29 protein-coding genes and 1 pseudogene are annotated in these 23,437 nt (G+C 63.4%); 26 read left to right on the plus strand and 4 right to left on the minus strand.

The genetic code is table 11. The features are described 5' to 3' along the window. Window positions 1-214 precede the first annotated feature (214 nt). The gene (locus KX729_RS07325) at window positions 215-409 is read left to right on the plus strand and encodes a hypothetical protein (protein WP_219741754.1); all 195 of its coding nucleotides are present in this window, start codon (window positions 215-217) and stop codon (window positions 407-409) included. On the opposite strand, the gene KX729_RS07330 is transcribed toward KX729_RS07325, so the two are convergent. Beyond that, on the minus strand, window positions 393-656 hold the full coding sequence (locus KX729_RS07330) for a hypothetical protein (protein ID WP_219741755.1): 264 nt from the start codon (window positions 654-656) through the stop codon (window positions 393-395). The two genes, KX729_RS07325 and KX729_RS07330, sit on opposite strands and share 17 nt — an antisense overlap. Between KX729_RS07330 and KX729_RS07335 the strand changes: the two genes are divergently transcribed. Both KX729_RS07335 and KX729_RS07340 read left to right on the plus strand, forming a co-directional pair. After that, window positions 655-1,254, plus strand: coding sequence for a hypothetical protein (locus tag KX729_RS07335; RefSeq protein WP_219741756.1), 600 nt, complete (start codon window positions 655-657; stop codon window positions 1,252-1,254). The two genes, KX729_RS07330 and KX729_RS07335, sit on opposite strands and share 2 nt — an antisense overlap. A 298-nt stretch (window positions 1,255-1,552) precedes the next feature. Then, window positions 1,553-2,926 carry a DNA-packaging protein gene (locus KX729_RS07340; protein WP_246617436.1) on the plus strand — a complete coding sequence of 458 codons (1,374 nt, stop codon included), beginning with the start codon at window positions 1,553-1,555 and terminating at the stop codon, window positions 2,924-2,926. Between the two features lie 6 nt (window positions 2,927-2,932). Here the strand turns inward: KX729_RS07340 and KX729_RS07345 are convergent, their stop codons facing one another. Then, complete coding sequence (locus KX729_RS07345) at window positions 2,933-3,268, minus strand: hypothetical protein (protein WP_219741757.1); 336 nt, start codon at window positions 3,266-3,268, stop codon at window positions 2,933-2,935. 18 nt (window positions 3,269-3,286) lie between these two features. Then, window positions 3,287-3,412: a hypothetical protein gene (locus KX729_RS34240; RefSeq protein WP_281423211.1), complete on the minus strand. Its 126-nt coding sequence runs from the start codon at window positions 3,410-3,412 to the stop codon at window positions 3,287-3,289. A gap of 156 nt (window positions 3,413-3,568) precedes the next feature. Between KX729_RS34240 and KX729_RS07350 the strand changes: the two genes are divergently transcribed. From KX729_RS07350 to KX729_RS07395, 10 genes are all read left to right on the plus strand, one after another. Then, window positions 3,569-4,183: a hypothetical protein gene (locus tag KX729_RS07350; protein WP_219741877.1), complete on the plus strand. Its 615-nt coding sequence runs from the start codon at window positions 3,569-3,571 to the stop codon at window positions 4,181-4,183. Between the two features lie 222 nt (window positions 4,184-4,405). Next, the gene (locus KX729_RS07355; RefSeq protein WP_246617476.1) at window positions 4,406-5,515 is read left to right on the plus strand and encodes a phage portal protein; all 1,110 of its coding nucleotides are present in this window, start codon (window positions 4,406-4,408) and stop codon (window positions 5,513-5,515) included. Window positions 5,516-5,787: 272 nt separating this feature from the next. After that, window positions 5,788-6,105 carry a DUF6107 family protein gene (locus KX729_RS07360; protein ID WP_219741759.1) on the plus strand — a complete coding sequence of 106 codons (318 nt, stop codon included), beginning with the start codon at window positions 5,788-5,790 and terminating at the stop codon, window positions 6,103-6,105. A gap of 201 nt (window positions 6,106-6,306) precedes the next feature. Next, window positions 6,307-6,912 carry an HK97 family phage prohead protease gene (locus KX729_RS07365; protein ID WP_219741760.1) on the plus strand — a complete coding sequence of 202 codons (606 nt, stop codon included), beginning with the start codon at window positions 6,307-6,309 and terminating at the stop codon, window positions 6,910-6,912. Beyond that, on the plus strand, window positions 6,909-8,186 hold the full coding sequence (locus KX729_RS07370) for a phage major capsid protein (RefSeq protein WP_219741761.1): 1,278 nt from the start codon (window positions 6,909-6,911) through the stop codon (window positions 8,184-8,186). The genes KX729_RS07365 and KX729_RS07370 overlap by 4 nt, the downstream gene beginning before the upstream one ends. Before the next feature lie 191 nt (window positions 8,187-8,377). Continuing rightward, window positions 8,378-8,947, plus strand: a complete 570-nt coding sequence (locus KX729_RS07375; protein WP_219741762.1) for a head-tail connector protein — start codon at window positions 8,378-8,380, stop codon at window positions 8,945-8,947. Further along, window positions 8,947-9,279 (plus strand): phage head closure protein, encoded by a 333-nt coding sequence (locus KX729_RS07380; protein ID WP_376775934.1) that lies wholly within the window; start codon window positions 8,947-8,949, stop codon window positions 9,277-9,279. Before KX729_RS07375 ends, KX729_RS07380 begins: the two co-directional genes overlap by 1 nt. Next, window positions 9,276-9,674 carry a DUF3168 domain-containing protein gene (locus KX729_RS07385; RefSeq protein ID WP_219741763.1) on the plus strand — a complete coding sequence of 133 codons (399 nt, stop codon included), beginning with the start codon at window positions 9,276-9,278 and terminating at the stop codon, window positions 9,672-9,674. The genes KX729_RS07380 and KX729_RS07385 overlap by 4 nt, the downstream gene beginning before the upstream one ends. A gap of 62 nt (window positions 9,675-9,736) precedes the next feature. After that, on the plus strand, window positions 9,737-10,012 hold the full coding sequence (locus KX729_RS07390) for a type II toxin-antitoxin system TacA family antitoxin (protein ID WP_219741764.1): 276 nt from the start codon (window positions 9,737-9,739) through the stop codon (window positions 10,010-10,012). Window positions 10,013-10,015: 3 nt separating this feature from the next. Next, window positions 10,016-10,516, plus strand: coding sequence for a GNAT family N-acetyltransferase (locus KX729_RS07395; RefSeq protein WP_219741765.1), 501 nt, complete (start codon window positions 10,016-10,018; stop codon window positions 10,514-10,516). On the opposite strand, the gene KX729_RS07400 is transcribed toward KX729_RS07395, so the two are convergent. Further along, a complete protein-coding gene (locus KX729_RS07400) occupies window positions 10,502-11,722 on the minus strand; it encodes an MFS transporter (protein ID WP_219741766.1) in 1,221 nt (406 codons plus the stop codon). The two genes, KX729_RS07395 and KX729_RS07400, sit on opposite strands and share 15 nt — an antisense overlap. A gap of 176 nt (window positions 11,723-11,898) precedes the next feature. On the opposite strand from KX729_RS07400, the pseudogene KX729_RS07405 reads away from it, so the two are divergent. The 13 genes and pseudogenes from KX729_RS07405 (at window position 11,899) to KX729_RS07465 (ending at window position 23,142) form a co-directional block, all read left to right on the plus strand. Next, window positions 11,899-12,306: pseudogene (locus KX729_RS07405) on the plus strand (phage major tail protein, TP901-1 family). Continuing rightward, window positions 12,306-12,653 carry a gene transfer agent family protein gene (locus KX729_RS07410; RefSeq protein WP_219741767.1) on the plus strand — a complete coding sequence of 116 codons (348 nt, stop codon included), beginning with the start codon at window positions 12,306-12,308 and terminating at the stop codon, window positions 12,651-12,653. Before KX729_RS07405 ends, KX729_RS07410 begins: the two are co-directional and overlap by 1 nt. Continuing rightward, entirely contained in the window at window positions 12,650-12,910 is a 261-nt protein-coding gene (locus tag KX729_RS07415) for a rcc01693 family protein (RefSeq protein WP_219741768.1), read from the plus strand. The genes KX729_RS07410 and KX729_RS07415 overlap by 4 nt, the downstream gene beginning before the upstream one ends. A 65-nt stretch (window positions 12,911-12,975) precedes the next feature. Continuing rightward, window positions 12,976-13,545: a phage tail tape measure protein gene (locus KX729_RS07420; protein ID WP_219741879.1), complete on the plus strand. Its 570-nt coding sequence runs from the start codon at window positions 12,976-12,978 to the stop codon at window positions 13,543-13,545. A gap of 25 nt (window positions 13,546-13,570) precedes the next feature. Then, entirely contained in the window at window positions 13,571-14,209 is a 639-nt protein-coding gene (locus KX729_RS07425; protein ID WP_219741769.1) for a DUF2460 domain-containing protein, read from the plus strand. Next, window positions 14,206-15,081, plus strand: coding sequence for a phage/gene transfer agent baseplate hub protein (locus KX729_RS07430; protein WP_219741770.1), 876 nt, complete (start codon window positions 14,206-14,208; stop codon window positions 15,079-15,081). Before KX729_RS07425 ends, KX729_RS07430 begins: the two co-directional genes overlap by 4 nt. Beyond that, the gene (locus KX729_RS07435) at window positions 15,078-15,521 is read left to right on the plus strand and encodes an NlpC/P60 family protein (protein WP_219741771.1); all 444 of its coding nucleotides are present in this window, start codon (window positions 15,078-15,080) and stop codon (window positions 15,519-15,521) included. The genes KX729_RS07430 and KX729_RS07435 overlap by 4 nt, the downstream gene beginning before the upstream one ends. Before the next feature lie 329 nt (window positions 15,522-15,850). After that, window positions 15,851-19,651 carry a baseplate multidomain protein megatron gene (locus KX729_RS07440; RefSeq protein WP_219741772.1) on the plus strand — a complete coding sequence of 1,267 codons (3,801 nt, stop codon included), beginning with the start codon at window positions 15,851-15,853 and terminating at the stop codon, window positions 19,649-19,651. A gap of 22 nt (window positions 19,652-19,673) precedes the next feature. Continuing rightward, window positions 19,674-19,883: a hypothetical protein gene (locus KX729_RS07445; protein ID WP_219741773.1), complete on the plus strand. Its 210-nt coding sequence runs from the start codon at window positions 19,674-19,676 to the stop codon at window positions 19,881-19,883. 120 nt (window positions 19,884-20,003) lie between these two features. After that, the gene (locus KX729_RS07450; protein ID WP_219741774.1) at window positions 20,004-20,270 is read left to right on the plus strand and encodes a hypothetical protein; all 267 of its coding nucleotides are present in this window, start codon (window positions 20,004-20,006) and stop codon (window positions 20,268-20,270) included. A 58-nt stretch (window positions 20,271-20,328) separates the two neighbouring features. Then, complete coding sequence (locus KX729_RS07455) at window positions 20,329-21,000, plus strand: response regulator transcription factor (protein ID WP_219741775.1); 672 nt, start codon at window positions 20,329-20,331, stop codon at window positions 20,998-21,000. Between the two features lie 4 nt (window positions 21,001-21,004). Further along, complete coding sequence (locus tag KX729_RS07460) at window positions 21,005-22,438, plus strand: sensor histidine kinase (protein WP_246617438.1); 1,434 nt, start codon at window positions 21,005-21,007, stop codon at window positions 22,436-22,438. A gap of 272 nt (window positions 22,439-22,710) precedes the next feature. Then, complete coding sequence (locus tag KX729_RS07465; RefSeq protein ID WP_219741776.1) at window positions 22,711-23,142, plus strand: RT0821/Lpp0805 family surface protein; 432 nt, start codon at window positions 22,711-22,713, stop codon at window positions 23,140-23,142. The last annotated feature ends 295 nt before the right edge of the window (window positions 23,143-23,437 follow it).

The raw sequence follows: 23,437 nt of genomic DNA on the forward strand, positions 1-23,437 counted from the left end.
GCCTCCTTGGTCCGTTATCCGGGGCCGTTATCCGACATGGCCGATACTTTGGCTACCAATCGCGGCTGAAAGGCGGCCAGCGGGTGAACTGCGCAAACCGTGCTTCGTTCCAGCCTTGCGGCCGAGTTTCCTGCAAACCGCGGGCGAAAGTAACGGAAGTTGATCTTCGTTGGTCCGTATGCACTTATGGGTTGTCAATAAGGAGGGGATTCGCATGGCAACCTATATTCTCGTCGTGATCATCTACACCCTGTCCGCAACCGCGCCGTCGCATGTGATCGATACCGAAATTGGCGTCATCGGCGAGTTCAAGACCGAGGTCGAATGTCAGGCCGCCGGCCGCCAGATGCCGCCACCCAAGGTCGGGACCATTGACACCTATGTTCGATGCATCAAGAAATCGCTCTGAAAGAAAATCGCAGAATAGGAAAATAATCCTTGACGGCGTGACGGTCGTTTGATAGGTTTTGGTCATAGTCGAAGAATTGCGCCGGCGGAGAGCCTTTGAAGAGTTCTCGGCGGCCAAGGTTTCGATCAATCAGCCCGGCTTCGACCGGGCTTTCTTTTTGCCGCATGATCGGGACGAGGCTGCGGACGGGCTTTTCAGCGCGTCGCCGCAACCGTTTCCGTGCGGCCGGGCGACGGATATCAGACATGGACGATCTTGAAACATTCGATCCGGCGCTGTTCGGGCTCTGGGAGCGCGCGCCGGCCTATGGCGAGCCCATAGTCATGGAGGACGCTGCGCTGCGTCGCAAGGTGCGCAGCGTGCCGCTCGAGACCAAGTCGGCCGAGGGCGCTTTCGATCCCGCCGAGGAATTGCGCCGGCTTTTGAACGAGATGACGGTGGAGATGCGCGACCAGTTCGCCACCTTCCGGGCGCTGCGCACCTCTGCGGAAAAAGCGCTCGCCGATGGCGACGAGGCCGCCCAGAAACTGGCGCGTGCCGATGTGAAGGCCGCGACGGACGCCATGTCGCTGATCGTCCGCACGCTCGAAAAAGTCGACAGCCTGCAGCGCCAGCTCGCCCGTGATCGGGAGGCCGAGGCGGAGCGGACGGCCGACGAGGGCGGTTATGAGCAGGCCAAGGCCCGCTTCATGAAGCTGATCGAGGACCGCGCCCATGAAATCGCTGGAGATCTTTTCGAGGCTTGGCAACGCGACGGCCCTCCGCCCGACCTCGCCGAGAGGCCGGGACATCGTGCTGCAAAGCCAGCGGGCGAAGCGGCGGGCGGCGGAGGCGACCGGAAATAGGAAGAAGTCCGTGTCGGCGGGATATGGGCGGGACATGCAGCGGATCATCGACGAGCACGAAGAGAGCCGGGCAGATTTCATCGGAGGCCGGATACTGGCCGCTTCTATCGGGCAAGGGCTGGCTGATAGGGAAATACAGGTCGATAGGGACGAACAGGCGGCGGTATCCATATCGTCCCCCGTTGCAGGGGAACCTCCCGTCTTCCCCCTTGCGGGGAGCTCGAAGAGCGGGTTGAGACCCGTGGCTCAACCCCAACAGTCAGCGGAGCTGACAGATGGGGGTGGTGCCACGGATACGATGGTAGCGTTTGCTGAACCACCCCCCTCCGTCACCTCCGGCGACACCTCCCCCGCAAGGGGGGAGGCCGGCTGGGGGCACGGCCTCAATTCCACATCGAGCGTTGCTGATGATCTATACGCTCCCGACATCGACCAGTTCCTCACTCCTCATGTCGATCGCCTCAACCGCGACTGGGACTATAACGGCCGCCGCGAACAACGCCCGCCCGGTGGCGACTGGCGCACATGGCTGATCATGGGCGGCCGCGGATCGGGAAAAACCCGCGCCGGCGCCGAGTGGGTGCATATGCTGGCCACCGCACAAACGCGCTCGGACCTGCGCATCGCGCTGGTGGCCGAGACGCTGGGCGATGCCCGCGAGGTGATGATCGACGGCGTTTCCGGCATATGCCGGGTTGCCCGCAACAAGCGGCCGGACTTCGAGATTTCCCGCCGCCGGCTGGTCTGGCCGAGCGGCGCGGTAGCGCAGATCTTCTCCTCCGAAGACCCGGAGGCCCTGCGCGGTCCGCAATTCCATTTTGCCTGGTGCGACGAACTTGCCAAATGGAAACATGCGCAGGAGACCTTCGACATGCTGCAATTCGGGCTGCGGCTCGGGACATATCCGCGTCAGCTCGTCACCACCACGCCGCGGCCGGTGCCGATCCTGAAACGGCTGATCGCCGACCCCGGCACGCAGTTGATAAAAATCTCCACCCGCGGCAATGCTGGCAATCTTGCGCCGGGCTTCATCGAGACGCTGGAACGGCGTTACGGCGGCACGCGGCTCGGCCGGCAGGAGCTGGCCGGCGAGCTGATCGAGGACCGTGAGGATGCGCTGTGGAAACGCGCCGATCTCGAAGCCTGCGTGATCCGCTTTACCGGCACGCTGCGGCGCATCGTCGTCGCAGTCGATCCGCCCTCCGGCTCGGGCGAAAACTCCTGCTGCGGCATTGTCGTGGCGGGGCTGGAGACCGGCGGCAGGGCCGTGGTTCTGGCCGATTGCTCGGTGGCGGGCGCAAGTCCGGCCGGTTGGGCCAATGCCGTGGCAAACGCCTATCAGCGCTTCCAGGCCGATCGTGTCGTGGCGGAAGTGAACCAGGGCGGCGAGATGGTGACGGCGATGCTGAAAAGCGTCGATGCCGCCCTGCCGGTGACGATGGTGCGGGCGACGCGCGGAAAATTCCTGCGGGCCGAACCGGTCGCAGCCCTCTACGAACAGGGGCGCGTGGCGCATGCGGGGCGGTTCACGGAATTGGAAGATCAGATGTGCGACTTCGGCCCGAACGGTCTGTCCACGGGCCGGTCGCCCGACCGGCTGGATGCGCTGGTCTGGGCGTTGACGGCGCTCCTGCTGGAGGGCCAGTCGGAGCCGCGCGTCAGAGGTGTGTGAATGTCCTTACCGCGTGCAGCCCTGCGCCAGATCGGCATGAAGCCGCGCTTCCGTCTGCAGCCGGTTGGCATCCGCGCCGCGCGCCGGCGTGAAACAGGCCTGGCCGGGACGAAGTTCTTCGGCGAGGAGTGCTGCTCGTTCTTGATGGAAGGCGCACTGTTCGCCGGATGTAAGGGTTGAAACGCGCAGCAAAAGCGCGTTCGACCTGGACATGCGATCATCGTGCTCGGCGCGAAGGGTCAGGCAAGCCGGGTCGAGGCTGTTCCTGAACATCAGGCCCACAAAAAACAGAAGCGCCGCTCCCAGAAGGACCGGCGTCAGATAGTTTCGCAGTTTCGGCATACTGTTCCGAAAGATCAATCAGCCCTGCTTTGCAGGCTTTGCCGGAGCGCTCTCGCGCATCTGTTTCCATTCGGATTCCAGACGCTCGACGATGTGCTGCGGAATGGGGTTCGAAGGGGCTGCCTGCACCGGCTGCTGCATCATCATGATCTCCTCTAGAGTCTGTGGAAGGCTGTCATAAACACCGTCCGGCGCCGTTGGTTCCATATCGTTAGCGCAAAGTAAAGTTGCCGCTAAATTCTTAAAACGATTTAGTTTTTCTAAACCGATTGAAACATGTGAACTCGGTAAAGGGGTAAGATTAACATGGCACTCAACCGTGCTCTCTTCTTCGACGCCGTTCGCTCCGGTCTGTTTCAAGGCCGGTTGAGCCAGGCGCAGGTCGATGGTCTGGAGGCCATTCTGAGCGGCTGGCGGGCGCGGGTGCCGGACGGGCGAAGCGATGCTCTCGCCTATGTTCTGGCGACCGCCTTTCACGAGACCGCCGCCACCATGCAGTCGGTCCGCGAAACGCTGGCGACAACCGACGCGGCCGCGATCGCCCGTCTTGACCGCGCCTTCGCCAAGGGTCTGCTGAGCAACGTCAGGACGCCCTATTGGCGACCGGACGATGAGGGCAAAAGCTGGCTCGGTCGCGGCCTGGTGCAACTCACCCATCGACGCAATTACGAAACCATGTCCACCGTCACCGGCATCGACCTCGTGGCCGACCCGGCCCGCGCCATGCAGATGGACGTGGCGGTAGCGATCCTGATCGAAGGCATGCGCCGCGGCAGTTTCACCGGCAAGCGCCTCGACGACTATTTCGGCCCCCGCAAGACCGACTGGCTCGGCGCACGGCGGATCATCAACGGTACCGACCGGGCGGCGCTGGTGGCGCGGCATGCGAGTGCGTTCCTGAAAGCATTGGGTTGACGGATAGTTTTCGCCTTGACCGCATGTCGACGCGCTGCTGGATGCCGGCCTGATCGAGAAAACGAATGATGGTGCCATCGGTATGCCGTGGGACCGCATTACCCGTCGAAATGGCCGCTTAAACCCGAGGAATAATCACCCATGAAATCTCCATTCCACCTGCCGTGGTTTTTCACGGGCGGGCGAAAAATTGTGCCTGCAGCCCAGCCGGCCGAAACCAAGATGGCGGCAAGTCTTGCCTCCGGCTTTGCGATCGTCTCCGGCGAGGGGGCGGCGCATTGGTCGGGGCGGTCCTATGCCGCACTGGCGCGGACGGGCTTCATGCGCAATCCGGTCGCCTATCGCGCCATGCGGATGGTTGCCGAAGCGGCGGCCGCCGTACCCTGGCTGATATATGACGGCACCGTGGAAGTCGTCGATCATCCGCTATCGGCGCTGCTTGCGCGGCCCAATGCGCGGCAGGGCGGGCCGGATTTTTTCGAGGCGCTGTACGGGCATCTGCTGCTCGCTGGAAACGCCTATGTCGAGCCGTTGGCGATCGGCGGGACTTTGCGCGAACTGCATCTCCTGAGGCCTGACAGGGTCAGTGTCGTGGAAGGCCGCGACGGCTGGATTGCGGGTTACGATTATCGCGCTGGCTCCGCGACGCGCCGGCTGCCGGCGGAGGTGGAGGGCGAGGGGCTTGCACTCCTGCATCTGAAGCTGTTCCACCCGTTGGACGACCATTCCGGCTTCCCGCCGCTCGGTGCTGCCGGCGCGGCGCTCGACCTGCACAATGCGGCGGCCAACTGGAACAAGGCGCTGCTCGACAATTCCGCCAGACCCTCCGGCGCGCTGGTCTACCAGCCGAAGGATGGCGGCAACCTTTCCGCCGACCAGTACGAGCGGCTGAAGGCGGAGCTGGAAGCCGGTTATGCCGGCGCCGTCAATGCCGGCCGGCCGCTTCTTCTCGAAGGCGGGCTGGACTGGAAGTCGATGGGGCTTTCACCGAAGGACATGGATTTCATCGAGGCGAAAAACGGTGCTGCCCGCGATATCGCGCTCGCCTTCGGCGTGCCGCCGATGCTGATCGGCATTCCGGGCGACAATACCTATGCCAATTACCAGGAGGCCAACCGCGCCTTCTACCGCCTCACGGTTCTGCCGCTGATCGCCCGCACGGCGGCAAGTTTCTCCGCCTGGCTGTCTGATGACCATAGTGGCGGGTTGCGGCTGGAGCCGGATCTCGACCGCATCGCCGGACTTGCAGCAGAACGGGATGCGCTCTGGGCGAGGGTAGGGGGCGCGGCGTTTCTGACCGATGAAGAGAAGCGCGAGGCGGTGGGGTATTGAAGGGTGTGAGGAGCGGTCAGGCGCAGCCCGGGCAATCGATCCAGTGGATCGATTGTAGCGACGAACGCCCGGAGCATAAGCGAAGGGCCGGGGCTGAGTAGAGAAGCTTGCCCTCATTTCGCGGGTTAAAGCGCTGCTTGAGTTTCCTGAATCAACACCTCAGCAACCTGCGCCAACCATCTCGAAAGACTCGATCATCCGCAATTGCTTAAAGTAACGCAGGAAAACGTGCGGGGCTTTATTCTGTCCATTCTAATCAAGAGAGATTAAAAATGGCTGACCTTGGAAACGATTCCGGGGTGTGGGCGGCAAAAGCCGTCGGCGCCACGGCGGGGGCGGGGGTCTCGCTCATCTACCTCTTTCCGAAAAGCCGCCGGGAGGCCGCAAGCCGGTTTCTGACCGGCATCAGCTGCGGCCTCGTTTTCGGCGGACCGACAGGGGTTTGGCTGGTCGAACGGCTCGGCATTGCCGGCGAGCTTTCCGGGCCGGAGGTGATGCTGACCGGGTCCGCGGCCGCAAGCCTCTGCGCCTGGTGGGTGCTCGGCATGCTGGCCCGGATAGCGGAAAGGTATGGGAAGCGGGTGGGGTAGGGCGTTTGCCCCTCATCCCGCTGCCGCGACCTTCTCCCCGTCATGACGGGGAGAAGGAAGCCAATCGCACCGCTTAGCCTGTCTTCAACGTTATCGATGGAGGTTGAGGGAGCGTCAGATTTCCTTCTCCCCGCATGCGGGGAGAAGGTGCCGGCAGGCGGATGAGGGGCCGCCTCCATTTCAATTTCAGGGAGAATACCCATGCACGTTTACCGCGGGCCGCGCCCGATCGCGCGCACCGCCTTGCGCCCCGATGTGCGCAAATTCGCCAATCTGGAGCTCGCCGGCATCACCGGAGACGGCACGTTTTCCGGTTATGCCAGCGTGTTCGGCGAAGTCGATCTCGGCAAGGATCGGATCGAGCGCGGCGCCTTCCTGAACTCGCTGGTCGAGCGCGGCCCGGCGGGCGTCAGGATGCTCTTCCAGCACGATCCGAACGAACCGATCGGCGCCTGGAAGACGATCCGAGAGGATGCCCGCGGGCTCTATGTCGAGGGTGTGCTTGCGCCCGGCGTCGGCCGGTCCCGCGAGGTTCTGTCGCTGATGAAGACTGGCGCGCTGGACGGGCTGTCGATCGGCTTTCGAACGGTCAAGGCCCGCACCGACGCCAAGACCGGCGTGCGGCGCATTCTGGAAGCCGATCTCTGGGAAATTTCGGTGGTGACTTTTCCGATGCTGCCGTCGGCCAGGGTCTCCAACGTCAAGCATGCGCGGTTTTTCCGCGACCGGGAAACCGAGCTTGTCCGCCAGATGCGGCGGGCGGCGAAAATGATGATGAACTCAACTATCAAAGGAAAATCGATATGACGCAGCAGGTTACCATTGCGCCCGAAATCAAGGCCCCCGAAGTGAAAGGCGTTCCCGAAACGGTAACGGCTGCCTTCGACGAATTCATGGAAGCGTTCGAGGCCTTCAAGGAGGTCAACGACACCAGGCTCGGCGAGATCGAAAAGAAGCTGACCGCCGATGTGGTGACGCGCGACAAGATGGACCGCATCAACCGCGCCATGGACGACCAGAAGAAGGTTCTCGACCAGCTGGTGCTGAAAAAGGCCCGGCCGCCGCTGGGTGGTGGTGGGTCGGCGCGCGGCGAGCTTTCGCCGGAAGCCATCGAGCACAAGGCGGCCTTCGATGCCTATATCCGTCGCGGTGACGAAGCCGGCCTGCGCGAGCTGGAAGCCAAGGCATTCTCCGGCACGACCGGCGCCGACGGCGGTTATATCGTTCCGCCGGAAACCGATATCGAGATCGGCCGTCGCGTCTCCGTCGTCTCGCCGATGCGGGCGTTGTCTTCCGTGCGCACCGTCTCTTCCGCCGTGCTGAAAAAGCCCTTCGCGACGTCGGGCCTTTCCACCGGCTGGGTGGCGGAAACCGCCGCCCGGCCGCAGACCTCCACGCCGCAGCTCGCCGAGCTTTCCTTCCCGACCATGGAACTCTATGCCATGCCGGCCGCGACCCAGGCGCTGCTGGACGACGCGGCGGTCGATATCGAGGCCTGGATCGCCGGCGAGGTGGATATCGTCTTTGCCGAACAGGAAGGCGATGCCTTCATCCGCGGCGACGGCGTCAACAAGCCGAAGGGTTTCCTCTCCTATACGACGGTGGCGGACAGCGCCTGGAGCTGGGGCAATCTCGGTTATATCGCCACCGGCAATGCGGCAGCCTTTAAGGCGACCAGTCCCTCCGACAACCTCGTCGATCTCGTCTACGCGCTGAAGGCCGGCCATCGCCAGAACGGCACCTTCATGCTGAACCGCAAGACGCAAGGGGAAGTGCGCAAGTTCAAGGATGCCGACGGCAACTATCTCTGGCGCCCGCCGGTCAGCGCCAACCAGCCGGCCTCGCTGATGGGGTATCCGGTCGCGGAAGCCGAGGAAATGCCAGATATCGGTGCCGGCTCTCTCGCCGTCGCTTTCGGCGATTTCCGCTCCGGCTATCTGGTCGTCGACCGCGCCGGCGTGCGCATCCTGCGCGACCCCTATTCGGCCAAGCCTTACGTTCTGTTCTACACCACCAAGCGTGTCGGCGGTGGCGTGCAGAATTTCGAGGCGATCAAGGTGCTGAAGTTTGCAGTGAGCTGATGCGGCGGTGGCATTGTTATCGTCCTGAACTGCCCCTCACCCTAACCCTCTCCCCGTTATGACAGGGAGAGGGGACTTGCCCCGCCCAGGCGTCGAAGCTTGGGAGCCGGTGCGGCATACCTCCTTTTCCCGCAGGCGGGAAGAAGGTGCCGGCAGGCGGATGAGGGGCTACCCCCAATTCGAGGATCCCCATGACCTATGCCCAAACCACCCCGCCCTCCGCGGAGCCGCTGACGCTTGCCGAGATAAAGGTCCATCTGCGCATCGACGGCACTGACGAAGACGCGCTCCTCACCTCGCTGATCGCCACTGCCCGCGAGCATCTGGAACGCGAGACCGGCCTATGCCTGATCACCCAGTCCTGGCGGCTTTATCTCTACCGTTGGCCGAAAGACGGCATTGCCCGCATCGAGAAATACCCGGTGCGGACGATCGATGCGGTGACCGTCTACGAAGCCGATGGCGCTGCCGTTGAAGTTCCACTGGAAGATCATCTTCTCGATGGGGAAGGCCGTCCCGCAAGATTATGGCTGAAATCGCCGCCGACACCCGGTCAGGCGATGAACGGCATCGAGATCGATTTTTCCGCTGGTTTCGGCGAGGCGGGGGCCGATGTGCCCGATACGCTGAAACGGGCGATGTCGATCCATACCGGCCACATGTTCGCCTTCCGCGGCGTGATCTCGCCCGACCAGCAGCCGGCCGGCATCCCGGATGGCTATGAGCGGCTGATCGCGCCTTATCGCAGCCGGAGGCTCTGATGGTCACCTTCTTCGATCCCGGCCAGATGACCGCAAGGCTGGATCTCGAAGTGCCGGACACCGAACCGGACGGCCAGGGCGGCGCGACCGTCGCATGGACCGTCACGGCTTCGCTCTGGGCACGCATCGAGCCGGTTTCATTCGTCGTGGGAGAAGAAGCTGCGGCAGAGGGCGCCACGATCAGCCACCGAATCTGGGTGCGCCACCGCAGTGATATCGCGGCCGGCCAGCGTTTTCGCAAAGGCGAACGGCTTTTCGGGGTGAAACTGGTGCGTGATCCCGATGAAACGACGCGTTATCTCGTCTGCCAATGCGAGGAAGAGGCCCGATGAGCGCTGCCAATGCCCTTCTGCAGGCCATCCACCCGCGTCTTTCCGGCGACGCCGCACTGACCGCGATCCTCGGTCCGGAGGGTATTCGCGACCGTCTCATGCCGCGCGCCGTTTTGCCCTGCATCGTGTTCGGTGACCTGGAAACCCGCGACTTCTCTACCTCCACCGAGGATGGCGAAGAGCATTTCATCATGCTGGAAATCTGGTCCGACGGCGAGGGGCGTCGCCAGGCACAACAGATCGCCGCCATCCTCCACGGCCTGCTGCATGACGCGGTACTGGATATGGAAGGATTTTCGCTGGTCAGCCTTTTGCAGACGAGCCAGAAAGCGCGCCGCGAACCGAAGACGAAATTGTATGTCTGCGAGATGCGGTTCAGGGCTGTGACGGAATAAATCCAGGCTTGGAAAGTTAGCTTCAAATCTGTATATACAATGCAGTTACAAGCGAGTTGGCCATGGTTGCACTTCGAAAGAGCGAGACGATCAATCTGCGTGTCGATTCCGGCACGCGGGACATTATTGCCCGAGCCGCGGAAGTATCGGGCAAATCGCTGAGCGCTTTCATGACGGAGGCAGCTTATGCCGCCGCGCAGAAAGAGCTGCTCGAGCAGCGTTTCGTCGGGGTCGATGCGGAGGTTTTCAGCGCTGTCGAGCAATTGCTGGCAGAACCTGCGCAGGTGAACGAGAAACTGGCCAACCTGCTCAAGTCGAACCGGGAATGGCTCGACTGAGGCATGTACCGCAAACCCGTCCCACTCGAAGATCGGCATGGCGTAAGCGATTTCGACAGCGGCAAGCCCGCATTGGATGCCTTCCTGAAGGACATGGCACTCCACAACCAAATACAAGGTTATACCCGGACCTTCGTGATCGCGGATGCCGATTTTCGTGTCGTCGGATACCATTCGCTTTGTGCCGGAATGATTTCGCGTGAGCATGCGCCGCGGCAGGTCAAGGGTCATCGCGCACCGGGGGAAATCCCGGTTGCATTGCTGGCACGGCTCGCCGTCGACCGTCGCCACCAGGGGCAGGGATTGGGTGGCGAGCTTTTGAAAAATGCGCTTCTGGCCGTCATCGCGACCGCGGAAGTGATCGCCTTCAGGGCCGTCATGGTGCATGCGCTGGATGAAGACGCAGAGCGGTTTTACCTAAGATACGGCTTTCGGCAGGCGAAGGGGCTCGAACGCACGTTGCTTCTGCCCGTCAAGGATATTCTCGCATCACTCGGCGGTTGATCTAACCCGCCCATTCGCCTTCCGCACCATCGCCGCCAGCAGCAGTACGAAAACCAGCGACAGTGAGGAAAGCACGGCGCCCGTCAAAAGCACGGCGGTGGTGCCGGCGCGGTCGAGGATGGCGGTGAAGATGACCGGAGCGGCGGCATTCGCGAGGTTTTGCGGCAGGGAGAGGCGGGCCGATTGCAGGCCGAATTCCTTTGCCGAAAAGATCGACAACGGCAGAAGCGCCCGGGCGACTGCCGCGACGCCGGTGCCGAAACTGTAAAGCGCCACGAAGACGATCAGTACCATCGGCGATGACGGGATGGAGGCTGCGAAGAGGAAGCTCGCCAGCGTCAGCGCCGAGCCGACGATCGTCGTCAGGATCGGGTTGCCGCGCCGGCCGAGCAGCATATCGACGAAACGGGCGGAAACGCCGATTGCCCCGCGGGCCGAACCAAGCTGCAGGGCAAGTGCCGGCGAAGCACCGCCGGCGCGCAGCAGTGCCAGAAAGGTCGGCGACAGGCCGAAGCCGATGAACGAGCTGATCGTGGTCGTCGCGGCGACGAGGAAAAACGCCTTGCGGCGCTCCTGGTCCGTGAGCGGAACCGGTGTGAGCTCGGCCGACTGGGCATTTTCTGTCGCGCTGGCCGGTTTTGGCAGGCAGAAGAGATAAAGCGGCAGGCAGACGAAGATCTGCAGGGAAGCGGTAAAGACGAAAGTCCAGCGCCAGCCGACGAGATCGTTCAGGAGCGCCAGGATCGGCCAGAAGATCGTCGCCGAAAGCCCGGTGAACAGCATCAGGATGGCGATCATCCGTTTGCCGTTCATGCCCTCGCGCTCGACGACGGCCGTATAGGCGGGTGCCGAGAGGCCGAATGCAGCGCCGATGCCGATCACCACCCAGGCCGCCGCGTAGATGATCAACTCATGCGCCGCGGCGAGCAGCAGCAGGCCGGCAGCGAAGATGACGGATGCGGTGGCCATGACGCGTGCGGCACCGTGGCGGTCGAGCAGTCTTCCCGTCGCCGGTCCCGCGAGCGCGCTGACCAGCATCATGATCGACAGGCCGAAGAAGATCACTTCGTTCGCCAAGCCGAGATCCGGCGCGATGATGCGTCCCATGACGCCCAGCATGTCGAAAGTCGTCCCCCAGGAAATGATCTGGGTGACGGCAAGCACGGCGATGGTTTGCGTCGAGCGTAAGGCGGCTGGTTTCGGCATGGCGAGGCCTGGATGGCGCGGGGCTTTGGCGGGACTTTGGCGGGACTTGGGGGGCAGGGCTTGGGGCGGGAAGAGACTCGGAACAAAAGCAGACCGAAGCGCTGTAGCACCCGGCCGCAGCAAGCGGAAGCGGCATCTGCGATCAGTCGGAAAATCAACGTTGAAAGGACTTCGCCATGGTGGCGCAGAAGGGCAAGGACCTGCTTTTGAAGGTCGAAAATGGCGGCACGTTCGTGACCGTGGCGGGGCTGCGATAGAAGCGGCTCGCCTTCAATGCGGAGACCGTCGACATCACCGACGCCGAGAGCGCCGGGCGCTGGCGCGAACTGCTGGGTGGTGCCGGCATGCAGCGGGCTTCGCTGACCGGTGCCGGCCTGTTCAAGGATCAGGCGAGCGACGCTTTGGTGCGCTCGGCCTTCTTTGCCGGCGGCATTCTGAATTGGCAGGTGCTGATCCCCGCCTTCGGCACGATCACCGGTCCGTTTCAGGTGACGGCGCTCGAATATTCCGGCGAGCACAATGGCGAGGTGCGGTTCGAACTGGCGCTGGAATCGGCCGGTAGCCTGTCGTTCGGAGCGCTCTGATGCTTGCCGGCGGAAGGGCGAACCGCAGGCGCGGCGAAGTGGAGGCGGTGATCGACGGCGAGCGCCGGGTTCTCTGCCTGACCCTCGGCGCCTTGGCGGAGCTGGAAACGGCCTTCGCGACAGGGGACCTCAATGGTTTGGCCGAACGGTTTTCCGCCGGCCGGCTGAAGGCCGCCGACATGATCCGCCTGATCGGCGCCGGCCTTCGCGGCGGCGGCAATCTCTTCTCCGACGACGAGGTGGCCGCGATGAGCATCGAGGGCGGCCTGGCCGGTTCGGCACGCATCGTCGGCGACCTGCTCGTCGCGACATTCGGCGCTCCGGAGGACGCCGCACCAAACCCTTGAGAGCCGCAGCGGGCGAGACTGCCGATCATCATGAGCCGTTTCCCTGGGACACGGCCCTGCATGTCGGCCTCCACCTGCTGCGGCTTTCGATACGGGATTTTTGGGCGCTCACGCCGCGGGAATTCAACGCTGCAACCGGCGGACTGAAACCACGGCCTTCAGGATTGGAACGGGTCGGGCTGGAGGCGCTGATGAGGGCGTTTCCGGATGGGGGAGTTCGCTTGCCTCATGCGGACAGGTCCCCGATCGCGACGTGATTGCCCGTTCCGAAGGTGAGACGGGCAACGGCGCCTATGCTGCGAAGAACATCCGGGAGCGTCTTATGGAACACGATGAGACTACATTCACCGACACCCTTTCGGGTGCCGAAGCCCTGACCGATGTCATGACAGATCTCGAAATGCGCTCCCAGCGTTTCGGCGCGGCGCTGACCGGTGCCCTGCGCTCCGCGACGGCCGGCGGCAGAGGTTTGGAAGACGTCCTGCGCGGCCTCGGAAATCGCCTGACCGATATCGCGCTCGCCACTGGTCTGAAGCCGCTCGAAGGGCTGCTCGGCAATGCCGTCGGAGAACTTGTCGGCAGCTCGCTCGGTGGATTGGTCGGCTCCGTGACGCCTTTCGCCAATGGCGGCGTCGTGCGTTCTCCGTCGTTTTTTTCCATGGGCGGTTCCTCTGGCGGTCTTGGCCTGATGGGCGAAGCGGGCGCCGAGGCGATCCTGCCCTTGCGGCGCGGCCCGGATGGCGCGCTGGGGGTTTCCGCGGGCGGGGGCGGTGCGGCGCCACAGATCGTCTTCAACGTCACGGCCACCGATGCCACGAGCTTCCGCAAGAGCGAGGGGCAGATTTCCGCAATGCTCGCACGCAGCGCGGCGCGCGGACGCAGAGCGCTTTGACGGCAGGCTTTCAAAGGAGCAGAGAATGAGCAGCTTTCACGAGGTGCGGTTTCCATTGAGGCTGGCGCTCGGCGCGACCGGTGGTCCGGTGCGGCGCACCGATATCGTCAACCTGTCGAATGGGCGCGAACAGAGAAACCAGCGCTGGCGGGATTCCCGCCGCAGTTACGACGTCGGGACAGGCGTGAAATCGCTCGCCGATCTTTATGCCGTGCTGGAATTTTTCGAAGCGCGCGGCGGTCAGCTCTATGCTTTCCGTTTTCGCGATCCGCTCGACTGGAAATCCTGTGCGCCGGGCGAGGGCATTTCCTATGAAGACCAGGTCATCGGAACGGGGGATGGCATTGCTGCGGCCTTTCAGCTGCTCAAGACCTATTCCGATAACGGTGGCAGCTGGGTACGTCGGATTGCCAAGCCGTCTGCCGGCAGCGTGGTGGTTTCCGTCGATGGGACGCCGCAACCGGTAACGGCCTTCGACGTCGATCCGGCAACCGGCATGATCTGCTTTGCGGCCGGGCACATCCCGGCATCCGGCGCCGTTATAAGGGCCGGTTACGAATTCGACGTACCGGTGCGTTTCGATACCGACCGGATCGACGTCAATCTCGCGCATTTCGATGCGGGGCGCATTCCGACAATTCCGTTGACGGAGGTGCTGGCATGAGGACGATTCCGGCGGCTTTGGCGGAGCATCTGGCCGGCGAGGCGACAACCACCTGCCATTGCTGGCGGGTCACCCGCCGCGACGGAGCGGTGTTGGGCTTTACCGAACACGATTGCGACCTCACCTTCGGCGGCACGACCTTTTCGGCGGCGAGCGGCTTTGCCGCGAGCGATGCGGAGGCCGCAACAGGCCTGTCGGCCGGTGCCGATGAGGTGGCGGGAGGCTTTTCCAGCGCAGCGATCCGCGAGGAGGATCTGGCGGCAGGCCGCTTCGATGGGGCTCGGGTAGAACTGTTCCTCGTCAATTGGGCGATGCCTGAGCAGCATGTGCTGCTGAATGTGCGGGAGATCGGCGAGGTTTCCCGCGCCGCAGGACAATTCACGGCCGAGCTGCGCAGCCTCTCGCATCGCCTGAACCAGCCGCAGGGCCGCGTCTATGGCCGCCGCTGCGACGCCACTCTGGGCGATGCGCGTTGCGGCATCGATCTTGCCGCCTGGCGCGGAGAGGGGATCGTGATGGAGATCAGGGATGCAAGCCGGGTCGTCGTTTCCGGGCTATCCGGTTTCGAGAGCGGTTTCTTTCGGCAGGGATTGTTGACGTTCGCCGATGGACCCTCGGCCGATATCGAAAGTCACGAAAGGATTGCCGGCGGCCTGGCGGAGCTGATCTTCTGGCTGCCGCTGGAGGAGCTCGTTGTGGCCGGGGCCGGTTTCTCCATCACAGCCGGCTGCGACAAGTCCTTTGCCACCTGCAAGGCACGCTTTTCCAATCACCTCAATTTTCGAGGCTTCCCGCATGTGCCGGGCACGGATTTCGCCTATTCCTATGCGGACGGAGAGCGGGCCCACGACGGCGGCCCGATCTTCGAATGAGCGACATAGGCGAAAAGGTCCTGATGCTTGCGGAGGACTGGATCGGCACGCCCTACCGCCATCAGGGCACGTCGAAGGGAATCGGCTGCGATTGCATCGGCCTGGTTCGCGGCGTGTGGTCCGAACTCTACGGTCAGGAACCGGAGGAGGTGCCGGCTTATGCACCGGACTGGGCGGAGCGCAGTGGCGAAGACCGGTTGATGAACGCCGCGGAGAGACTGTTCGGCGCGGCACTTCCCGTGACGGAGGCCGAGCCGGGCGATCTGTTGCTTTTCCGCTGGCGGCCGGACTGCGCCGCGAAACACGCAGGCATTCTGGCTGGGCCGAACCATTTCATTCACGCCTACGAGCAGACCGCTGTGACGCGTTCGGTCCTGGCACCCTCCTGGCGGCGGAAGATTGCGGCGGTGCATCGATTTCCAGCCGCAAACCGCAATTGAAAAAAGAGGCGGATTGGCATATCTTGCTGGAGTGGTGAGCGAGGGTGCAACCTCGCCCACCGTTTGCTTATGTTTTGAAATTGATCCGGACGGTCACTGACCAGCCCGTCCGGGTCACCTTCATAATAAGCGCAATGCTAATCGGCCTGAGCCTCATAACACTACCTCCACATTCGAGAGCAGGGCTCCTGCCTGAGCCGGTGTAGCCCGTCTTCACCGGTGCGCCGGCTGGTGTGGCGCCTGCTGCTTGTGCTCTCCAACTCCCCACACGCTATCACGCTTTTTACGCGCATCCAGCGGTATTCGCCGGATGGTTGCGAGGTATTTCCATGGCCACCATTCTCCTTCAGGCTGCCGGTGCCACACTTGGCGGTATGTTCGGCCCAGTCGGCGCAATTCTGGGGCGTGCGGCAGGCGCATTGGCCGGTAGCATGGTCGATCGGACGCTGATCGGTGGCGGCTCCACGGTCTCCGGGCCGCGGCTCGCCACCGCACGCATTGCGGGTGCCGACGAAGGCACGGCGGTCAGCCGGATTTACGGTACGGCGCGTATCGGTGGCACGCTGATCTGGGCCACGCGGTTCGAGGAAGAGGTGACGCGCGAACGCTCCGGCGCCAAGGCGACCGGGCCGCGTGTCGAGACTTTCCGTTATTTCGCCAACATCGCCGTCGGGCTTTGCGAGGGGCCGATTGCTGGTGTGCGGCGGGTCTGGGCGGACGGCCGTGAACTCGACCTGACGGCTTATGAGATGCGCGTCTACCGTGGCGACGAAGAACAGCTTCCCGATCCGCTGATCGAGGCGAAACAGGGGGAAGGCAATGCCCCGGCCTATCGTGGGCTTGCCTATGTCGTCTTCGAGCACCTGCCGCTCGACACCTTCGGCAACCGCATCCCGTTGCTTCAGTTCGAAGTGCTGCGGCCGGTCGGACAGCTGGAAAGCCAGATCCGCGCGGTGACGATCATTCCCGGCGCCACCGAACATGGCTATGCGACCGTGCCGGTGACGGAAAAGACGGGAGAGGGCAGTGCCCGTATTCTGAACCGCAATGTGCTGACCGCGTCGACCGACTGGCAGGCCTCGCTCGACGAGCTTCAGGCGCTCTGCCCGAACCTGAAAAGCGTCGCGCTGGTCGTCTCCTGGTTCGGCACGGATTTGCGGGCCGGGCACTGCCGCATCGTGCCAGGCGTGGAAGTTGCCTCTCGTGAAGACGAAAGCGTGGAATGGTCGGTGGCCGGTCTGCCGCGGGCGGATGCCCGTCTCGTCAGCCAGAACGGCGGCCCGGCCTATGGCGGAACACCGAGCGATGCGAGTGTCCGGCAGGCGATCGCCGATCTCAATGCACGCGGCCTGGAGGTCTATCTCTACCCGTTCGTGATGATGGATATCCCCGCCGGCAACGGTCTGCCCGATCCGCATGGCGGCGCGGAACAGGCTGCCTATCCCTGGCGTGGACGAATTTCCTGTTTTCCCGGCCCGCTGCAGCCGCATACCGCCGATAAGACAGGCGTTGCGCGAATGCAGGTTGAGGCCTTTGCCGAAGGTGCCGACGGGTATCGCCGGATGGTGATGCACTATGCCGAGATGGCGCAGGCAGCGGGTGGCGTGGAGGGCTTTATCATCGGCTCGGAACTACGTGGCCTGACGCAGCTTCGCGACGAGGCGGGTAACTTTCCGTTTGTCGAGACACTGGTGACCTTGGCTGCCGATGTGCGGGCCGTGGTCGGACCGCATACAAGGCTGACCTACGGTGCCGACTGGAGCGAATATTTCGGATATCACCCGCAGGACGGCTCGGGGGATGTTTTCTTCCATCTCGACCCTCTCTGGGCCTCGCCGAATATCGACGCGGTCGGCATCGACAATTACATGCCGCTCGCCGACTGGCGGGACGACGATCTTGCCCAGGAAAATCCGGACGGCTTCCGGCTTGCCGACGACTGCAGGGCGATGGCGTCGCAGATTGCCGCCGGTGAAGGTTACGACTGGTATTATGCCAGCGCTGCGGACCGGCAGACCCGGCAACGCACGCCGATTACCGATGGCCTTGCCGGAAAGCCCTGGGTGTTTCGCTACAAGGACCTCGAAAACTGGTGGTCTAGCCCCCACCACGATCGCATCGGCGGTGTGGAAAACCCGCAGCCGACCGTCTGGCAGCCGCGTCAGAAACCGATCTGGTTCACCGAACTCGGTTGCCCAGCGGTGGACAAGGGCGCCAACCAGCCGAACGTCTTCATCGACCCGAAATCGGCGGAAAGTGCCGCTCCCTATTTCTCCAGCCTCAGCCGTTCCGACAGCATGCAGCGACGCTTTCTGGAGGCGCATCACGATTGGTGGCAGGGCGCGGAGGCACCCGCCGGCATGGTCGCTCGGGACCGCATCTTCGTCTGGACCTGGGACGCCCGTCCCATGCCAGCCTTTCCAAACGACCTTTTGGTCTGGCGCGAGGGGGATAACTGGCGTACCGGCCACTGGCTGAACGGCCGGCTCGGCGGCACGACGCTCGCGGATGCGATCGCGGCAATCCTGGCCGAACACGGGTTTGCCGATTTCGACGTCTCGGCCGTCAGCGGCGATCTTATCGGTTACGTCCAGGGTGAACTCACCTCGGCGCGGGCACTTCTGGAGCCGCTGCTCGAGGCGTTCCAGATCGATGTCGCCGAACACGACGGCCGGCTGCATTTCCGCTCGCGGCTGAAGGCAAGCCTGCCACCCAGGGAGGTTGCCGTCGTCGCCGATATCGACGGCGAGCCGCTCTGGAGCGAAGGCCGCGGCCATGACAGCGATTTCGCCGCCGAAGCGGTGCTGACCTCCTACAATCCCCGGCTGGACTACGAACAGGCGAGCATGCGGTCGCGAAAGGCGAGGGCGGAAAGCCGGCGCACGTTGGGTTACGACCTGCCGGCCGTGCTGTCCGAAGAAACCGCGCTCGTTGCCGTCGAAAGCCTGCTTCGGACACAACGCATCGGCAGGCGGACCATAAGCTTCGCCATCTCGCCCGCCGAAATCGCGCTCACGCCGGGAGATACGGTGAGACTGGCGCTGCCGGACGCGCCCGGAGCCGACTGTACCTTCATCGTGGAACGGGCAGAGGACGGCGCGGTACGGCGGATCGAAGCACGCCATCATGCACCGCTCGCGCCGGTCAACTACGCGGTCGAAAGCGGACGCAGGGACGGCGGAAGCAATCCGGCCGGTGCCTTCTCGCCGATCGTCCATTTTCTCGATCTACCGCGGTTTTCATCGGATACGCCGAGCAGTTTTGCGCGCATTGCAGCGTTTTCCCGGCCATGGCGGCGCATGGCGGTTTCGTCGTCGCCCGGCACGGAAGGATATCGCAGCCGCACTCTGCTGGAGCGCCCCGCCCGGATCGGCGTCCTGACGGTACCGCTGGAGCCGGGCGTTACCGGCCGTTTTGATCGATCCGGATCGCTCGAACTCGACCTCCATTTCGGCGGCCTGTCTTCGGCCGGGGAACTGCCCGTCCTAAACGGCGACAATCGCATCGCGGTGAAGGCCGCGAACGATACATGGGAGATCATCGGGTTTGCGACGGCAGAAGAGGTCGTGCCGAGCCGCTGGCGTTTGACCAACCTGCTTCGCGGCCTGGCCGGTACCGAGGATGCGATGCAAGCCGGCGCCGCGACAGGCGCTGCGGTCGTGGTGCTCGACGAGGCCGTCATGCCGCTTGGGTTGACCGCGGAAGAGCGCGGTCTGCCGATGAACTGGATCGTCGAAAGCTTGGGCCAGTCCGGCGGTCGTTTCGGCCCCCGCGGTTTTGCAGGCGGCACGCGCGCCGAGACGCCGCTTTCGCCGGTCCATATCCGGGGTGAGAAGGCTGTCGACGGCGATATCCGTCTGACCTGGATACGGCGTGGGCGGGTCGAGGCTGACGACTGGAACGGCAGCGACATCCCGCTCGACGAAGCGGATGAGCGCTATCGCATCGAGGTGCTGGATGGGACCGCCGTCAAACGCTCGGCAGAGGTGACTTCGTCGGTTTTCGTCTATTCCGCCGCTCAGCAGATTGCCGATTTCGGCACCACTCAAACAGGCATTTCCTTGCGCATTCGCCAGATGGGCCGCGCCGTGCCGCTCGGCATTCCGGCCGAGGCGCAGATTCTATTTTAGGTCAACCGAAGGAGACAAAATCATGGATGGAATGAAGTTCTGGTACCAGTCGAAAACCGTCTGGGGCGCGCTGATCGCAGTCGCCGCATCGGTGCTGCAGGCGGCGGGAATCGAGATCGGCAGCGATATTCAGGCCGATCTAGCGGAGATCGCGGTAACCCTTGCCGGCGCGGCCGGCGGGCTCCTGGCGATCTACGGGCGTATCACCGCAGCGAGCGGAATCAGGGGATAGTGACCACCTGAACGCCAGCGTTACCGAGCATTCATTTGCCATTCAGCAGCCTTTGGCTACATAATCCATCACATGCTTTGGATATGGCATCCGTTGTCTTCTGAGTGGAATTTTTAAACCATGGCGCGACTGCCGATCATCGCGATACTGGCCGCCGGCATAGCCGGTTTTGCCGGCTTTCAGCCGGAACGGGCAGCCGCGCTTGATTACCTCGTCTTCGTTTCAGGCGATTGCGGCTCGGCCGCTTCCCGCGTCGTGCGTGAAACGGGCGGCGAGCTTCTGTCGGCCCAGCCGGGGGCCGACGGCCAGACCTGCACGGTGACGGTTCTCATTCAGGGCAAGGGCAATGAACGGCCGCGCAAGGTGACCAAGACGGTTCCCATGTAAGCGGTCCGGATGTAAATGGCGCCCGATAGGGTTCCAGCAGACGGATTTCGAAAAGCACATGCGCATTCTGGTGGTCGAAGACGACGTCAATCTCAACCGGCAGCTTTCCGACGCCCTGAAGGAGGCCGGCTACGTGGTCGACCAGGCCTTCGACGGCGAGGAAGGGCATTATCTCGGCGAGACCGAACCCTACGACGCCGTCATCCTCGATATCGGCCTGCCGGTCATCGACGGCATTACCGTCGTCGAGAAATGGCGTGCCGAAGGCAAGGGCATGCCGGTTCTGATGCTCACCGCCCGCGATCGCTGGAGCGACAAGGTGGCCGGCATCGATGCCGGCGCCGACGACTATGTCGCCAAGCCTTTTCACACGGAAGAGGTTCTGGCTCGTGTGCGGGCGCTGATCCGCCGTGCTGCCGGACATTCCTCCTCGGAAATCGTCTGTGGTCCCGTCCGTCTCGATACCAAGGCATCCAAGGCGAGCGTCGATGGCGTGGCGCTGAAACTCACCTCGCACGAGTTCCGGCTCCTCTCCTATCTGATGCATCACATGGGACAGGTCGTTTCCCGCACCGAGCTGGTGGAGCATATGTATGATCAGGATTTCGACCGCGATTCCAACACGATCGAGGTTTTCGTGGGCCGGCTTCGCAAGAAGCTCGGGGTGGATCTCATCGAAACCGTCCGCGGCCTCGGATACAGGATGCAAGCCCCAACCGACGCACGCTAAGCCGATGCGGTTCAGGCTTCGCCCCATCGGCCCGACATCGCTCACCTCCCGGGTGCTGATGCTCGCGACGCTCTGGTCGGCGCTGGCTCTGGTGGTGATCTCGATCGTCATCTCGCAGCTTTACCGCCAGTCGGCGGAGCGCGCCTTTACCGATCTCCTGCGTGCCCAGCTCTATAACGTCATCAACTCGATCACGATCGGCGACGACAACCAGTTGTCCGGCAGCCCGCAGCTCGGCGACCTGCGTTTCTCGCAGCCGGAAACCGGCTGGTACTGGATCATCGAGCCGCTCGGCACGTTCGCGGCCCGGCCGCTGTCCTCGTCTTCGCTCGGCACGTCGAATATCAGCGTGCCGTCGATCCTCGCGGTGCCGTTCAATAACCGCTACGAACGCTTCTATCCGGCGACCGACGCCTTCAAGAACAATGTTCTGGTGGCGGAGACGGAAGTCGTGCTCGACGGTGAGGGCAGGGCGGCCCGGTTCCGCGTCTCCGGCAATCTGAGCGTCGTCGAAGAGGACATCCAGACCTTCTCGCGCAGCCTCTACATCGCGCTCGCCGTGTTCGGCATCGGCAGCCTTGTGGTGAATGCGCTTGCCATTCTCTATGGCCTGCAGCCGCTTGATGGCGCGCGCAGGGCTCTGGAAAAGGTGCGGCGCGGTGAGGCGGAGCGGATGGACGGCGTGTTCCCACGCGAGATCATGCCGCTCGCAACCGATATCAACGCGCTGATCGAAAGCAACAAGCGTATCGTCGAGCGGGCCCGCATGCAGGTCGGCAATCTGGCCCATTCGCTGAAGACGCCGATCGCCGTTCTGCTCAACGAATCGCGCGCCGTCGACAAGGTGCAGTCCGATCTCGTCCGCTCTCAGGCGGAGGGCATGCAGACGCAGGTCCAGTCCTATCTCAACCGGGCGCGCATTGCGGCGCAGCGCGAATCTCTGCTGGCCCGTACCGAGGTGGAGCCTGTGCTGGAGCGCCTGGTGCGCGTCATGCGCCGCCTCAACCCGGAAAAGGAATTCTACCTTTCGGTCTCCTCGCCCGGCCTCACGCTCGCCATGGAACAGCAGGACATCGAGGAAACGGTCGGTAATCTCTTGGAAAACGCCGCGCGCTTCTGCGAAACCGGCGTATGGGTCACCGCGTCCCTGACTGCCGGCTCAAGCCTTGGTCCGGTTGCCGCCGAGGGCGCTGTGCAGCGTTACTGGGTGGAAATGGCCGTGGAAGACGACGGTCCCGGCCTAGAGCCCGATCAGATCCGCGAGGCGATGAAGCGCGGCAGGCGGCTCGACGAGAGCAAGCCCGGCGCCGGGCTCGGCCTCTCCATCGTCCGGGAGATCACGGGCGAATATCAGGGCAAATTCGAGCTTAACCGCGGCGGGCGCGGCGGCCTGCGGGCTCAACTCCTGCTTCCCGGCATGGCCAAGGAAACGGTGTGATTCCACACTGTTGCGCTGCGGCAACATCTTTGTAATCCGTTCCATTACCCATGGACGGATAAATCGCCTGCTATATCTTTTGACACAGGAGCAATTGCAACGAACGATCAGACCGGGAGTGAACGATAGTCGGGTTCATGTGTTTTCCAAGTAATGCCATAATGATGCCACGCCGGGGCAGGACCAGTCGCGGCACAGACTTACGAGAGAAAACAGTCCCCAATGGCATGCCAGGCGGGATAACCCAGACCCAGGATCCGGTTTCCGATACGATGCGACGCTTGAGCCACCGAAATACCGCTTCCCTCGTTCTCGTGTCCGCATTGCTGGCCGGGTGCAATACCACGTCGGATACAGGCGGCGGTTCCCGCGGCCTTCTCTCGTCGCGGTCCTCGGCCGCCACGTCGTATATTTCGGCTCTGCAGGGTGGCATTGCCGGCCGTACCGGAGCCAATCTTTCCGGAAGCGATCTTTCGCGGGCGCTGGAGGCCGAGTATCGGGCTCTGGAAGAGGCTGCGCCCGGTGCATCGACGCCGTGGAAAAGCGGTGATGCCAGCGGCGAGGTGATCGCCAACGCGCCCTATCAGGTCGGCACCCAGAACTGCCGCCAGTACCGCCACACGATCACCGCCGACCACAAGGAATTTACGGCTCGCGGTGCGGCTTGCCGGAATGCGGACGGGACCTGGACGCCGCTGACTTGAGTTGCCGCGGCCTTCCCGAGCACGGGGAGGGCGGATGGTATTCCCTTCTCCCCAGCGGGGAGAAGGTGGCCCGAAGGGTCGGATGAGGGGGTCAACTGCTCTTTCATCCAATTGATATTGAACGTTCTGCCTGCGGCCCCCTCATCTGCCTGCCGGCATCTTCTCCACGCTGGGGAGAAGGGAGATGTGGCGCCGTCTGCGCCAACTTTGAGCGGTGGTCTTCCCCGGAACCAATTCCTTACAAGAGCCCATCCCCCCTCGTTGACCTAAATCATACCCACCTTCCTTTTCCCGC

The sequence above is a fragment of the Neorhizobium populisoli genome (assembly GCF_019430945.1).
GTDB lineage: Bacteria > Pseudomonadota > Alphaproteobacteria > Rhizobiales > Rhizobiaceae > Neorhizobium > Neorhizobium populisoli.